Raw genomic sequence first — 14,766 nt, forward strand, 5'->3', positions numbered from 1 at the left:
GGTGGGAGAGACAAATGACGGGCGTGGGCGCATCGAGGGCAGAAGAGGGATGAGGATCGTGTTCAGACCGAGGTACATAGCAGCAGGACTTCTGCTGGCCGCCGTCCCGCTCTGCCTCGCTCCGGCGCGAGCGCAGCAGATCGCCATCCCCCGCATCGAGCAGATGCCCGCCATGCCGTCGCCGTATCTCATGCGCGATTGGAAGTCGGTGGCCCGCGGTTACGATTCGCTGGCCTTCGACCTGGACCGTACCGGACAGTATCTGCCGCTCGTGTTCCTGAACACCGGCACGGTGAATTACCCGGGTACGACCAGCTTCGGCCTCCACTCCTACGTGGGCGATGACCGGTCGGAGAGCGGCGAGGCGATCAATGTCCTTCCCGCCGTCCTGAGCGGCGTGCTCAACGGCATCGACAAGCGGAGCCAGAACGGCCGCGATTGGGTGGTGATGAGCCAGGAGTATTTCAACAACCGTCCGGCGGAGGATGTGTATCTCAATTCTCCGGCATCCAACAGCGGATCGGACTGGTGGTATGATGTGATGCCGAACGTCTTCTTCTACCAACTCGCGGGCAAGTACCCGGGTGCGGGAGACGAGGCGCATCAGTTCACGCGTGTGGCGGAGCGCTGGCTGCAGGCGGTGACGGCGATGGGTGGCTCCGTTGCGCCGTGGTCGCACCCCGGGCTCGAGCACCGGGGGTGGCATCTGTCGACCATGACCCCCAACAATGCGATGCCGCATGAGCCGGAAGCCGGCGGATCCATCGGATGGATATTGTATCATGCCTGGGTGGTGACCGGTGATGCGCGATACCGGTATGGCGCGGAACTCTGCATGGAGGAGCTCAACGCCTACATGACGAATCCCGCGTATGAATTGCAGCTTGCCTATGGCACCTCTCTTGCAGCGCGTATGAACGCGGAGGCGGGAACCGCGTTCGATGTGGAAAAGATGGTGAACTGGTGTTTCGACATCTCTCCGATACGGAGCTGGGGGGCGACGGTCGGGAGGTGGGGCAGTTACGATTGCGCAGGGCTGATCGGCGAGGTGAACGGCTCGAATGACTATGCGTTCGCGATGAACACCTTCCAGCAGATCGGGGCGCTGGTGCCACTGGTCCGGTATGATGCACGGTTTGCGCGGGCGATCGGCAGGTGGGCCCTGAACGCGGCGAATGCATCGCGATTGTTCTATGGCGACTACCTGCCGGATGCGAACCAGGACAGCAGGGCATGGTCGCGGCAGTACGATCCGGCGTCGGTCATAGCGTATGAGGCACTGCGCCAGCGCGGAGCGGGAACGGTGGCGCCGTATGCGACCGGTGATGCCATTGCCGGTGGATGGGCGCCGACGAATCTGTCGCTGTACAGCTCTTCCCATGCGGGCATTCTCGGAGCGATCATCGACACAACGGAAGTGCGTGGCATCCTGAAGCTGGACCTTCTGGCAACGGATCATTTTCATGCGCCGGCCTATCCGTCGTACCTGTTGTACAACCCCGACAGTATCGCGCATGGTGTGCAGTTGGCCGTTGGTGCTGGCAATGCGGACGTCTATGATGCGGCTGCCAGGGCGTTCGTGGTGCGCGGGGCGACGGGTGCCGCAACGGTCACGATCCCTGCACGCGGCGCCATCGTTGCGGTCATCACGCCCGCCGGCGGTGCGGTGAGTTACGATGAAGAGCGGATGAAGGTGAACGGGGTCGTCGTCGATTTTCATTCGGCGAACATTCCTGGCGTCCACCGCCCGCGCATCAAAGGGATGGGTGCAGCGCCATCGCTTCTTTTCCTCAATGGAACAGCGGCGCTGTACTGTACGGCAACGGACAGGGATGGCGATGTGCTGTCGTATCATTGGACCGCTTCGGCCGGGGATCTTGCCGGCAGCGGTGCAAGCGTTGCATGGAAGGCCCCCGGGGTGAAGGGGACATACGTTGTGGCCTGTACCGTCGTGGATGCGCAGGGCGACAGTGTTACCGGCCAGGTGAACATCGGCGTGGTGGATTCAGCGCTGTCGGTGCCGGTGATACGGTCGATCGTTGCGGTACCTGGCAAAGTCGACCTCGGTGCGCAGGCAACGGTCACCTGCCAGGCGTCCGAGGACTCCGGTGCACTCCTGAGCTACGCGTGGCGCGCGAGTGCGGGATCGATCACCGGTGCCGGATCGACCGCCGTGTGGACCGCTCCACAAACCGCGGAGAATGTGTATATTGTGTGCTCGGTGAAGAATAGCGTGGGCGGCGCCGATGCGGAGAGCGTGCTGGTACCGGTGCGCGACCTCTCGAAGACCGGCTCAGGGAGTTGCATCCTGAACATCCCGTGCAACGGGACACTGGCGGATGTGAGCGGTTCCAACGGCCAGGTGCATGGCACAGACATCACATTCGTTGCCGACCGCGACGGAACGGCGGGGCATGCATGCGGGTACAACGGGGCGAGCAGTGCGTTGCGTGTGACGGAGAGCGCGGTCCTGAACTGCGACTCCGCCATCACGGTGAGCTTCTGGATGAAACCCGGGATCGCCGCCAACAAAGAGATGTTCCTGATCTCTCACGGAAGCTGGCAGAACCGATGGAAGATCTCGCTCACGCCGGAGCGGAGGATACGGTGGACCGTCAAGACGAGCGTTGGCGTGAAGGATGTGGATTCGCGTACCGTGGCCGCCTCCGGGACATACTATCACGTCGCCGGCGTGTTCAACGGCACCGATCTGGAAGTGTATCCCGTTGACGGGGCGGATGCTGACACCGGCCATCGATCTGATGGTGGGGCAGATGCTGCCGACGGACGCCAATTACAACTTCGCGGGTGTCATCGACGACATCGCCATTTTCAATTTTGCCATGATGCCGGCGCAGATACGAGACCGGTACGGGGTGTCCACGGGCGTCCATGAATCGCCCGGCGGCGACCTGCCACTGCGTACAGGCCTCACCGGAGCCTATCCGAATCCTTTCAATCCTTCCACCGTGATCGGGTTCACTGTGGGGAAGGAGAGTGCAGGCGGTGAGGCCGGACAGGCGCGCATGCAGGATGTGCGTGTGGTGGTGTATGATATCCTCGGCAGGGAGGTGGCCCGGCTCGCGCACGGTATGTATGCTCCCGGCCGGTATGCGGTGACGTTCGATGCACGCCTGGCCGCAAGCGGCGTGTATCTCTGCCGCTTCACGGCAGGGGATCATGTGGAAAGCGTTCGGATGTTGCTCCTCCGATGAGCAGGGTTGAAGCGGTCAATGCTCATGAGAGCGTACGAGCTCCAGAGGCATAAGCAGAATGAGAAACAGTAATAGTAACAGTAACAGAATCAGTATTAATAGTAGTATCAGTAGCAGAACCAGAACCCGCCCAGAATCAGAATGACAATCAGAATCAGAACCAACGGCGAAGCAGAATCAGATCCAACGGCAGAAGCAGAACTAGAACCAGAACCAGAAACAGCAATAGAAACAGAAAACAGGAGACAGCTCCAATGAAGTCCATCGATCTGACTGGCGCATGGCAATTCCGCTGTGATGACACTGAAGGCGTGGTACCGGGGAGCGTTCGCAATGTAACACGATGGATGCCCGCTGTGGTACCCGGGACGGTGCACACGGACCTCATGGCGGCCGGGAAGATCCCTGATCCGTTCCACCGGAAGCAGGAACTGGATGTGCAGTGGGTGGATATGGCGCGGTGGATCTATCGCACCACCTTCCGCGTGCCGGAGGATCTGCTTCAGGAGCGCAACATTGTTCTCGTCGCTGATGGGCTGGACACCTTCGCCAGCGTCAGCATCAACGGAACGCGGGTTGGCACGTCTTCCAATATGTACATCGGCCACCGGTTCGATGTGCGTGGCGCATTGGTCGCCGGCAAGAATGAGATCGAGATCGCCTTTGACTCTCCGGAGGTCACGGCCCGCGCCCTCGAACAGACCCACGGCAAGCTCGAGGTCCCGCTTGTCACGGAACGGGTCTATACGCGCAAACCCCAGTACTCGTACGGCTGGGATTGGGGTCCGAAGCTGACGACCTCCGGTATCTGGTTACCCCTCCGTATCGAGGCCTGGTCGGGTCCGCGCCTGCGCCACCCGGCGGTACGCGTGGACGAACTTGCCTTGGAAGGTGCGAAGCTGGTGTTGAGCACGGGGTTGGAGGGTATGGAGGGGCAGAGGGGGCAGCTCGAGGTCCGCATCACCGGGCAGGGCGAGGAAGTCAGGACGCAGTCGCCGGTGGAAGGCAATGGCGTGCTGCTCAGTTGCATGCTGCCGTTCCCGGAGCTCTGGTGGCCGAACGGTCTCGGCGAGCAGCCGTTGTACACAGCGGAGTTCACGTTGCGTACCGGCGACACGGTGCTGGACACGGTGCGCGTGGTCTTCGGCGTACGGACCGTGCGTCTCGTGCAGGAGCAGGATGAGGAAGGGCGGTCGTTCATCATCGAGATCAACGGGCGGAAGGTCTTCTGCAAGGGGGCGGACTGGATCCCGGCGGATACCTTCGTCCCCCGCATTCCGGATTCGCGTTACGAGCGCCTGCTGACGATGGCGAAGGATGCATCGATGAACATGATCCGCATCTGGGGCGGCGGGATCTATGAGAAAGAGATCTTCTACGAGACGTGCGACCGGCTCGGCCTGATGGTCTGGCAGGATTTCATGTTCGCCTGCGCCGAATATCCGGAGTATCCATCGTACCTGCAGGAAGTGAAGCACGAAGCGGAAGAGGTGGTGCTGCGGCTCCGCAATCACCCTTCCATCGTCCTCTGGTGCGGCAACAACGAATGCGAATGGGGGTACTGCACCAATCATCCCGGCAGCGTGCCGGACAAGATGCGCGGTGCCACGATCTTCCGCGACCTCCTCCCGCAGGTCGTGCAGGCGCTGGACGGGACCCGTCCGTACTGGCGCAGCACGCCGTTCGGCGACGGGTTCCCGAACGACGAGGGGAACGGCAACCACCACGAATGGGATGTGTGGAGCTTCTGGAAGGACTACACGGCCTACCGGAAGGTCAATGCACGGTTCATGGCGGAGTTCGGTTTCCAGGCGCCGCCGGACCGCCGCACGATGGAGCGGGTCATGGATCCGGCGGACCGCACACCGCAGTCGGCGGTGATGGAGCATCACAACAAACAGGTGGAAGGGCCGGAGCGCATGTACCGGTTCATGGCCGCGCACTTCCCCGTGCCGGCGGACTGGGAGTCGTACTTCCACACCGGACAACTGTTGCAGGCGGAAGCGCTCCGCTGCGGCGTGGAGCACTGGCGCAGGAGGAAGTATCGCACCGCGGGTTCGCTGTTCTGGCAGCTCAACGATTGCTGGCCGGTCACGAGCTGGGCGGTGATCGACAGCGACCTTCGTCCCAAGGCGGGCTACTTCTATGCGAAACGTTTCTATGCAGAGACCCTCGTGTCCTTCGCTGAACACGATGGTATGATCTCTGTGTGGGGGACGCACGACGGTGATGGGGCGGTCGACGGACGGCTTGTGGTGAAGCTCCGGACGCTCAAGGGGGCGACGCTGTGGCGCCAGTCCGTACCCGTTGCGTTGCCGCCCGATTCCTCGCAGGTCCTGTATCAGATCCCCGCGTCCGTCCTCATGAAGGCCGATCCGGCGACCGTGACCCTGACCGCGGAGATCGTGGTCGGGAGGCGGCCCATCGCCGCCAACAGGCATTTTCTTGTCGAGGTAAAGCATCTTGCGTTGGCGCGTGTGCGGCTCCAGTGTTCGGTGCACGTCGTTGCCCGCGGGCGTTACCGCGCGCGGATCCGGGCGAATGCCGCCGCCGTGGCGGTGGCGCTGAGCATGTCCCGCGGCGAGGCGGAGTTTCAGGACAACTGGTTCACGATGGATGCCGGGGAGACGCGCGAGGTGGAATTCACCTCGGCGTTGCCGCTGGCTGCTGTGCGCCGGGCCATCAAGGCCCGCGCTCTCAATTCATAGCTGGTGATCACAAGGTGTCTCCATGAAAACAATTCCCATGACAGTTGAACGCTGCAACAACGGCAAGCCGGTCGTGTCGCCGACGGTCAACTGGTGGGAAACGGGGGTGACGTTCAACGCCGCCGCCGTCTATCTGGATCGGTCCACGGTCAATGACCGGATCATCCAGACGCTTCTTCCGATGTTCCGTCTCAACGACCCGGCGCTCGCCGACGGTGTCGTGGCAGTTCACTACCGTGCCCGGCCGGAACAGGATCCCGGCGTTCCCTTCGTTCGCAGTTTCATCGGCCTGGCGATCTTCACGCCGGAATTCCGTGAACTCTACCGGTACAAGGAACCGGTGATGTTTCCCGATCCGATGGATGACGGAGACGATGTGCTGGGGGTTGAGGATCCGCGCATCACGCGGATCGGCGACACCTTCTATATGATCTATTGCGGTTTGAAGAAAGATCCGGCGACCGTCTATTTCACGCAGCTCTGTTCGGCGCGGTCGAAGGACCTGCTGCACTGGGAGAAGTTGGGGCCGATGAAAGGGGATGTGAACGCCAATCGGAACAAGGATGGCGTGCTCTTCCCGGAGAAATTCAACGGGAAGTACTGGTTCCTGCACCGTCCGTGGTGGGACGGGTTGGCGCACAGGGACTATGCGATGCATCTCGCGGTGTGCGATACACCCGAAGGGATCTGGAAGGACCTCGGGCAGATCATGCGTTCATTCCCGAATCCGCAATTCACGGAATCGTGGATCGGTGCGGGGTCGGTGCCTGTTTCGCTGGGTGGCGGGCGCTTCATGGTGATCTACCATACAGGGAACAGCAGAGCTGACGGCTCGATGGAATACGATCTGGACGCCGGGCTGCTCGACCTGACAAAGTCCGAGCAGGACCCGGGCTCCGTCGTGCGGGGGCGCATCGAACACTTCATGGTGCCCGAGACACCGGAAGAGCTTCGCTCCGAATCGTCGCTGCAAGTGCAGAACGTTCTCTTTGCGTGCGGTTCGTACGAGTACAAGGGAGACCTGTACATCATCTATGGCGGGGCGGACACGTATCTGCTCGCCGCGCGCATCAAGACGGCCGAACTCTGGCGCGCCCTGGAAGAGGCGGACTGCGCCAATCCTTTTCAGTAGGACGCGAGCATACCGTTGGGACCATCAGCACATCCATGGGGGAATACATGACAGTACCCGCACCACGCGTCGAGCGGCTGCATGCCGGCCGCCCGGTTCTGGAAAAGAACGACGGACATCCATGGGAGAACAAGGTCGTCTTCAACACGGCGTGCATCCTTGTGGACACACCCGGGCGGATCGGGAAGTTGGCAGAGGCGCTGCCCGTGGATGCTGCAACGAAAGCCATCGTGCAGAAAGAACGGGCGGTGGTAGCCCTGGTGTACCGCGCGCAGGGGGCGAAGACCGCTGAGAAGGATCACACACGGTCCACGCTCGGCCTGGCGCTGTTCACACCGGATCTCCGTCTGCTCGTTCGCCTGCCCGAACCGATCATGTGCCCGGAGGAGCCGTATGAGGACCTGGGCGTCGAGGACCCGCGCATCACGCGGGTGGGCAACCAGTACATGATGGTGTACACCGGGTATGCGTCGGGAGCTGGCGCGAACCGCGTACGGATCATCCTTGCAACGTCGACCGATCTGGTGCACTGGACAAAGCACGGCGTGCTGCGGGGCGACTTCAACACGATCGACAACAAGAACGGCATGTTGTTCGAGCCGATGCCCGACAAGCCGTGGCGGATGCTGCACCGTCCGATGGAGGGGAAGGACGCGATGATGGTGCACTGGGCGGAGAGCACGCACCTGTTCGGGGAATGGAAGAGCAGGGGTGTTCTGCTGCCGTGGTTGCCGGATCCGGCGTTCAAGGAGGTCTGGACGGGTGGTGGAGCGCCGCCGTTGCTGCTTGCCAATGGGAGCCACCTTGTTCTGTATCACATCGGGAACAGGGATGCCAAGGGAAAGCGGGAGTATGATCTTGGCATTGCGCTGGTGGATCTGGACGCGGCGGACCCGGTGGTGTTGCGTGCTGAGCCGTTGATGCGCCCGGAGACGCCGCAGGAGACGATTGGCGACGAGGATCTCGGCGTGAACAACGTCGTCTTCATCTGCGGCGCGTACTTCTGGGAAGGGGATCTGTATTTTCCGTACCAGGGATCCGATACACGGATCCTGGGTGCGCGGATCGTACGGGGGGAGCTGGACCGATTCCTGAACGCGCGGCCCTCCCTCAGGATTCCGTGACAAAAAAGTAACATTGTGGATGTGTTTCAGTCATGTCTCCCTTGTATATTGGAGCAAGCAAGGGATCCCCGTTCGGACCCACCGTACTCTCCCAATTCACGTTCCGTTGGAGTCACTTATGGATATGAAGAACCGCCTTCTTCTGGCAGCCCTTCTTTTCATGGCGGCCGGCGTGCTGCGCGCGCAGGACCGTCCGTTCCTTTTCACCTTCACGCCCTCTTCGGCGGAACAACCCGGTGTCTTCCTGCAGTACGCGGCGGCCTACGGGAAGCAGACATTCGAACCGCTGGGTGGTGATGCCTGGGAGCAAAGCATCGGGGTGCAGGCAAACATCACGGCCGACTGGACGTTGCTCGGCCACTTCGGGCTGGCGATGCATGAAGCAACCAGCCGTTCTTCACAGCATGTGGAGCTCCTGGCGCGTGTGCTGAAAGCGGATGCCCATGTCGTCGATCTCCGCGCCGGTGCGGGTCTGAGGCACGAGTACAGTGGCACGAACGTCCTGCTCGGCCGCGCATCGATCGGCCGGCGGTTCAGCTCGATCATGGCCTATGGCAATGTTCTGTTGGAGAAACCGTTGTCCTCCGACAGGGACGCCGTGGATATCATGTTCACCATGGGTGCATCCTACGACATCTCGCGATCGCTCCGCATCGGTATCGAAGCGGTCGGACAGGACCTCGAGGGTTTCTGGGACGATGAGGAGGCTGAAGGGGGGGCGCGTCTTTTCGTCGGACCCACCGCGAGTCTTGCCATTGAAGGCACACCCTTGCATGTTACGCTCGGTGGAGGTGCGATCATCCGGGCCACGACAAGCAGCCGTGTGAGCAGTGCGCTGCGTGAACTCCCGGCAACCACCGGGAATGGCTTCCTCATCCGCACCATGATCGGGTTCGCGTTGTAGATCTCCTCCTTCTGACCGCAGGGGCGGTGCATGCACCGCCCCTACACCCCGTATCTCACCGGATATATCCGATCCAATTGTTCTGCTTCCATCCGGACACGCCGTTGCGGGCGGTGCATGCACCGCCCCTACACCCCGTATCTCACCGAATATGTCCAATCCAATTGTTCTGGTTCCATCCGGACATGCCGTTGCGGGCGGTGCATGCACCGCCCGTCCGCGCGCATTGACAATCCCGTGGCCCGGTAGTATCTTTGTATCGTACTATCAGGGGAACAAAGGGTTGTGATATGCCTCTTGTCCAATATCATGGATGGGAGGCATTCGTGTTTCATGAAGGGTGCCAGCGTCGGCACAATGCTTTATCGTCGTCCGTGAGGATCCAATGCATCGATCATTGTTGCTCATCGTGACCATGGTGTTCCTTGGTGTCTCGCTTCCCGGGTGTTTCCAGGAAGCGGTCCGTGACCTGGATTGTCTGTCCGGATCGCATGGAGAGAAGATCCATGTTCAGACAAAGGACGGGTCCCGCTACTGGTTCAGCGGCGGGGAGTACTCGGTCGGACTCGATTCGACCGGCTCGAAAGTGCTGATCGGGACCGGCAGGCGGGATCGGGGAGACAACAAGTCGAGCGAAAAGTTTGCCGGCGCCGTTCCCTTTGCGTCGATCGAAAAGGTGACCGTCGCTGAAACCAACCCCTGGCTCTTCTTTGGCTTCGGTGTGCTGAGCGGGATCGTGTTGTTCGCCGTTGTGCTCCTGGTATCTTTCAGCGGATTCCGGGTGGGGTGATGGTGGCGGACAGTCTCGGGATGCATTTCGCCGTGAAAGAAACTCCGTGTCCGGGACGCGGGGGTCCATATGGAAAGACAATTCAATGAACCGAGCTATCACTGTTCTGTCCCCGGGTATCCGATCTCAGGTCGTGGTCCTTCTCTGTGCATTGTGGCCCGCGGTCGCGTTCAGCCAGGAGGCCAAAGAGGTGCGCCTCCATTCACCCGCGGAGATCATGAAGATCATGGAAGATTCCGACCTGATGTATGAGATCGGTCCGGACTTCATAGCTGCTCCCGCGGATTCCCCGATGGTGCTGTCAAACCAAATGTATCTGCAAAAGACGGGGCAAGGCCTCTCTCTCGTGATGTTCTCGATCTCCGAACAGGCCCGATCCGTGTTCGACCGGGCGGAAGAAGCCTTCCGCGGCGGCAAGTTCACGGAGGCGATCGTACACTACAGGCGTCTTCTTGAGGTTCAGCCGGACTACCTGCACGCCGTGACGCTGATCGGCGATGCCTACTTCTGCATGCAGGAATTCGACAGTGCAAAGGCGAACTTAGAGCGCTCCATCGAGCTCAACTTTGTCGACTTCTATGCGCATTGGTTTCTGGCTGATACCTATGCCAGGATGGGTGACGTGGAGTCGGCTTCGAGAGAGGCCACTATAGCGCACGTACTGAACGTGAATCACGCCAATCTTCAGAAGGCGATCCGGCACCATCGGAAGATGGCCGAACATCCCTGGAAGGAGTGGGCGTTCACGCCTGAATACACGATCTCCAAAGAGGGCAAGACGGTCAGCATCCAGACCTCCCTGGAATGGATGGGATATGCCATGGTCAAGGCTGTGTGGGCATACGAACCCGGTTATGCCGCATCGATGCTCGATCGTCCCCGGGAGACCCTGGCGATCGTGTGGCCGGAAGAGAAGGAGGCGATCGTGATGCTGCTTCCCAACAAGGAGAAGTTCCAACACATCAGCGATATCATAGACGCGGGGTATTTTCAAGAATTCGTCCTCTATGAGATCACAGCGCGCCGGCATCCGTCGGTGCTGGTTGTCCTCCCTCACGAACAGTTTATGAGAGTCGTTGAGTATGTGAACATGTTTCACTAGTGGGTCCGCTCGCCTGAAGAGCAGAATTCGTGGACATCACGTAGGCATCCTGTGGTCGCGTAATCCGCCGGCGTGAACGGAAGGCCCTATGAGACGAGCCTTGAGATATATGCTGATGGTGTTGATCCTCTCCCTTGTACTTCTCGCATCGATCGAACAGGTGACAGCGGCGGAGACCAATCCCTGGCTTAGCTTCTCGCTGGGCGTGCTCACGGGATTCGCCCTCTTCGTGGTCATTGTGATCGCTTCATTCAGTGGATTCAAGGTGGGGTAAGAATGAGAACTCTTCAACGGTCAATCCTGCTTCTTGTCATCCTCGGGTCCAGTTGCCCCGGTGGTACGCCTGCATCGACGCATCCGTTGCGATTGTGGTACAGTCACCCGGCAACGGCAATGCCTGCCGACACCGGCCACGGGCAGAACAACCCGGAATGGCTCAAGGCCCTTCCTGTCGGTAACGGCTTCCTCGGTGCCATGGTCTTTGGCGATGTGAACCGGGAACGGATCCAGCTGAATGAGAAGAGCCTCTGGTCCGGCAGTCCGCAGCAGAGCGACAATCCCAATGCGTATCCCGCTCTCGACAGCATCCGACAGCTGCTCTTCCAGGGAAAGTACCGTGAAGCAACGGACCTGACGCTCAGGACCCAGGTGTGCAAGGGCCCCGGGTCCGGAGCCGCGCTGGGCGCGGAGCTTCCTTACGGCAGCTATCAAACCCTCGGCGACCTCTGGATCGACTTCGGAAAGACCAACGCTTTCGAGGAGTATTGCCGTGAACTCGATCTGCATCGGGGTGTCGTCACGGTGTCCTACCGACAGAAAGGAGTAACCTTCACGCGCGAGATCTTCGCCAGTTATCCTGACCGGGCACTGGTGATGCATCTGACAGCAGACCGAAAAGGAGCCGTGTCCTTTTCGGCGGCGTTGCAGCGCCCGGAACGCTTTGCGACCCGCAGATCTGGTGATGCGCTCGTCATGACCGGCAGCATGAAGGATGGAAAGGGCGGCGAAGGAATGCGCTACGCCGCCCACCTGAAGGTGATCCCCGATGGTGGCACCGTGCGGTATCGTGACAGTGCTGTTGTCGTGTCGGGGGCGGATGGTGCGACACTCATCCTGACCGCAGCAACCGACTATCGTGCCGATGCACCGGAACTTCGCGCAGCCGATCCTGTCGGAGTGTCTCTGAACCATGTGATGCGTGCAGCATCCCGAACATATCAGACGCTGCTCGAACGGCATATACAAGACTACGCTGCACTCGCGGGGCGGGTTCATCTGGATCTGAAGTGCGCGGATGTTGACACCGTGCCGACCGACATCAGGCTGGCGAATCAGGCAACGCATCCGGATGACCCACACCTGGTGGAACTCTATTTTCAGTTCGGGCGGCATCTCCTCATCTCGTCGTCGCGCGAGGGTTCGTTGCCGGCGAATCTGCAGGGGATCTGGGCCGACGGGATCCAGACCCCGTGGAACGGCGACTACCACACCAACATCAACGTGCAGATGAACTACTGGCCGGCTGATGTCACGAATCTGCAGGACTGCTACGGTCCGTTCATCTCCCTGATCGAGTCGCTTGTGCGCCCCGGAGAACGAACTGCTGCGGTCCAGTATCATGCGCAAGGATGGGTCGTCCATCCGATCACGAATGTCTGGGGATATACCTCGCCCGGCGAGCATCCCGGCTGGGGAATGCACGTGGCAGCAGCAGGATGGCTTTGTGAACATCTGTGGGACCATTACGCCTTCACCATGGACAGGGAGTATTTGCGGAGGGTGTACCCCGTCATGACCGGTGCGGCCCGCTTCTATCTCGATTGGCTGGTCAAGGATCCCCGTACGGGCGCATTGGTCTCCGGCCCGTCGTCCTCCCCGGAGAATGCGTTCATCGCGCCCGACGGAACAAGGGCTTCTGTCAGCATGGGGCCATCGCACGATCAGGAGATCATCCACGAACTCTTTACCAACGTGCTCGCCGCGGCTGCGGCCCTCAACGAATCGAACCCATTGCTTGCGGAGATCAAGAGCGCACGTGAACAGCTCGCCCGGCCGCGGATCGGTTCGGATGGCCGGCTCATGGAGTGGCCGGAGGAATTCAAGGAAACCGAGCCGACACACCGGCATGTATCGCACCTCTATATGCTCTATCCGGGAAACGAGATCGACCCGGAAACAACCCCCGAACTTGCGTCCGCCGCGAGACAGACCCTGGAGCGTAGGACCGACATAGGCACCGGTTGGTCGCTCGCATGGAAGGTCAATTTCTGGGCGCGGCTCAGGGACGGCGACCGGGCGTACCGGTTGTTGAAGGGCCTCCTCCGGCCGGTGAAGAACTATGGCTTCGACTATTCCAGCGAAGGTGGGACCTACGACAACATGTTCTGTGCGCATCCGCCATTCCAGATCGATGGCAATTTTGGAGGCACAGCGGGCATCGCCGAAATGTTGTTGCAGAGTCATACCAGGGAAGGAAAGGGATTCGTCCTGCAGGTATTGCCGGCCCTTCCGGGCGGTTGGACGGAGGGCGAGGTGAAAGGGCTGCGGGCGCGTGGGGGCTTTGAAGTGGACATCAGATGGAACGAGGGGAAGCTCACATCGTGTGAGATCGTCTCTCTCGCGGGCAGCCCATTGAAGGTGTGCTACGGCGGACGTACATTCCATGTGAAGACGAACGCCGGTCAACGATTCTCTCTCACTGGCAGCCTTGAAGAGCGCGCAGCCGGGAGAGGAAACAGGGAAGGCAAGTCGAAATGAATCAAGGTGTCCGGTCCGGAGAGGAGTTCCTGCCAAGTGCATACGCATGATCTCTCCAGGTGGCAACACGGTCATGTGTTCGATACCGGAGATCCCCTGGCGGAGCGCGGTGCCAAGGCGGTGATGTGGATAACGCTCCTCATGATGGTGATCGAGATCGTGGGGGGCTGGTGGTACAACTCCATGGCATTGCTGGCCGATGGCTGGCATATGAGCTCGCACGCCCTGGCCCTCGGGTTGAGTGCGTTCGCGTACGTTGCCGCGCGGCGCTACGCTCATGATCCGCGATTTGCCTTCGGTACATGGAAGATCGAGATACTGGCGGGGTATACGAGTGCCATTCTTCTGGTCGTGGTAGCCGCCATCATGGTTTCCGGTTCCATTGAACGGCTTCTCTCCGAAGCCCATTCACTACCAGGAGGCGATGCTCGTTGCAGCTCTTGGCCTGGCGGTGAATCTCCTGTGTGCATACATCCTCGGTGGCCCCCACCATCAGCACGAGCACCATCATGGGGGTCATGATCACGTGCACCATGATCTCAATCTGAAGTCGGCATATCTTCATGTGATCGCGGATGCCGCGACATCGGTCCTGGCCATTGGCGCGATCGCCAGTGGTTGGCTGTTGGGCTGGGCGTGGCTTGATCCTGTGATGGGCATCGTCGGTGCGGGGCTCATCCTCGTGTGGGCACGCGGCCTGATCGTCGACACCGGCAAGGTGTTGCTGGATCGGGAAATGGATCATGGCGTGGTGGAAGAGATCCGTGAGGTGATCGACACGGGTTCGTCAGAAAGCGGCACCAGGTTGGCCGATCTGCATGTGTGGCGGGTTGGCAAGGGTGCCTATGCTGCGGCATTGGTCATTGTTACGCATGATGCCGCACTTACGCCTGAGCGTGTCAGGACGGCTCTGAGCATTCACGAAGAGATCGTTCATGTTACCGTGGAGATCAATCAATGCGGATAGTGGCAAACGACACGAAGAACATGGGGAGAAGGGATATCCGGCCTATGTGCTTGATGTATTTGAGCGT

Annotated in this window: 10 protein-coding genes and 1 pseudogene; all 11 read left to right on the forward strand. The window is 60.5% G+C overall.

Going from position 1 to position 14,766, the window contains the following annotated elements; genetic code table 11:
- Positions 1-58: 58 nt before the first annotated feature.
- The gene (locus IPI01_15985; protein ID MBK7259270.1) at positions 59-2,896 is read left to right on the forward strand and encodes a LamG domain-containing protein; all 2,838 of its coding nucleotides are present in this window, start codon (positions 59-61) and stop codon (positions 2,894-2,896) included.
- Positions 2,877-3,215: a T9SS type A sorting domain-containing protein gene (locus tag IPI01_15990; protein ID MBK7259271.1), complete on the forward strand. Its 339-nt coding sequence runs from the start codon at positions 2,877-2,879 to the stop codon at positions 3,213-3,215. The genes IPI01_15985 and IPI01_15990 overlap by 20 nt, the downstream gene beginning before the upstream one ends.
- Positions 3,216-3,469: 254 nt before the next feature.
- Entirely contained in the window at positions 3,470-5,923 is a 2,454-nt protein-coding gene (locus tag IPI01_15995) for a glycoside hydrolase family 2 protein (GenBank protein ID MBK7259272.1), read from the forward strand.
- A 37-nt stretch (positions 5,924-5,960) separates the two neighbouring features.
- Positions 5,961-7,055 carry a family 43 glycosylhydrolase gene (locus IPI01_16000; protein MBK7259273.1) on the forward strand — a complete coding sequence of 365 codons (1,095 nt, stop codon included), beginning with the start codon at positions 5,961-5,963 and terminating at the stop codon, positions 7,053-7,055.
- A 47-nt stretch (positions 7,056-7,102) separates the two neighbouring features.
- Positions 7,103-8,179, forward strand: a complete 1,077-nt coding sequence (locus IPI01_16005; GenBank protein MBK7259274.1) for a glycosidase — start codon at positions 7,103-7,105, stop codon at positions 8,177-8,179.
- A 118-nt stretch (positions 8,180-8,297) separates the two neighbouring features.
- Positions 8,298-9,083 (forward strand): hypothetical protein, encoded by a 786-nt coding sequence (locus IPI01_16010; protein ID MBK7259275.1) that lies wholly within the window; start codon positions 8,298-8,300, stop codon positions 9,081-9,083.
- A 385-nt stretch (positions 9,084-9,468) separates the two neighbouring features.
- On the forward strand, positions 9,469-9,873 hold the full coding sequence (locus IPI01_16015; GenBank protein MBK7259276.1) for a hypothetical protein: 405 nt from the start codon (positions 9,469-9,471) through the stop codon (positions 9,871-9,873).
- An 85-nt stretch (positions 9,874-9,958) separates the two neighbouring features.
- Complete coding sequence (locus tag IPI01_16020) at positions 9,959-10,975, forward strand: tetratricopeptide repeat protein (protein MBK7259277.1); 1,017 nt, start codon at positions 9,959-9,961, stop codon at positions 10,973-10,975.
- Positions 10,976-11,063: 88 nt separating this feature from the next.
- Complete coding sequence (locus tag IPI01_16025) at positions 11,064-11,249, forward strand: hypothetical protein (protein MBK7259278.1); 186 nt, start codon at positions 11,064-11,066, stop codon at positions 11,247-11,249.
- A 2-nt stretch (positions 11,250-11,251) separates the two neighbouring features.
- Entirely contained in the window at positions 11,252-13,732 is a 2,481-nt protein-coding gene (locus IPI01_16030; GenBank protein ID MBK7259279.1) for a glycoside hydrolase family 95 protein, read from the forward strand.
- A gap of 123 nt (positions 13,733-13,855) precedes the next feature.
- Positions 13,856-14,699, forward strand: a pseudogene (dmeF, locus tag IPI01_16035) (CDF family Co(II)/Ni(II) efflux transporter DmeF).
- Positions 14,700-14,766: the final 67 nt, after the last annotated feature.

The organism is Ignavibacteriota bacterium, assembly GCA_016707525.1.
In the GTDB taxonomy this organism is placed as follows: domain Bacteria; phylum Bacteroidota; class Ignavibacteria; order UBA10030; family UBA6906; genus JAGDMK01.

Coding starts and splice junctions, on each gene's coding strand:
- IPI01_15995 (MBK7259272.1), top strand. CDS start 3,470: ATGAAGTCCATCGATCTGACTGGCGCATGGCAATTCCGCTGTGATGAC.
- IPI01_16000 (MBK7259273.1), top strand. CDS start 5,961: ATGACAGTTGAACGCTGCAACAACGGCAAGCCGGTCGTGTCGCCGACG.
- IPI01_16005 (MBK7259274.1), top strand. CDS start 7,103: ATGACAGTACCCGCACCACGCGTCGAGCGGCTGCATGCCGGCCGCCCG.
- IPI01_16010 (MBK7259275.1), top strand. CDS start 8,298: ATGGATATGAAGAACCGCCTTCTTCTGGCAGCCCTTCTTTTCATGGCG.
- IPI01_16015 (MBK7259276.1), top strand. CDS start 9,469: ATGCATCGATCATTGTTGCTCATCGTGACCATGGTGTTCCTTGGTGTC.
- IPI01_16020 (MBK7259277.1), top strand. CDS start 9,959: ATGAACCGAGCTATCACTGTTCTGTCCCCGGGTATCCGATCTCAGGTC.
- IPI01_16025 (MBK7259278.1), top strand. CDS start 11,064: ATGAGACGAGCCTTGAGATATATGCTGATGGTGTTGATCCTCTCCCTT.
- IPI01_16030 (MBK7259279.1), top strand. CDS start 11,252: ATGAGAACTCTTCAACGGTCAATCCTGCTTCTTGTCATCCTCGGGTCC.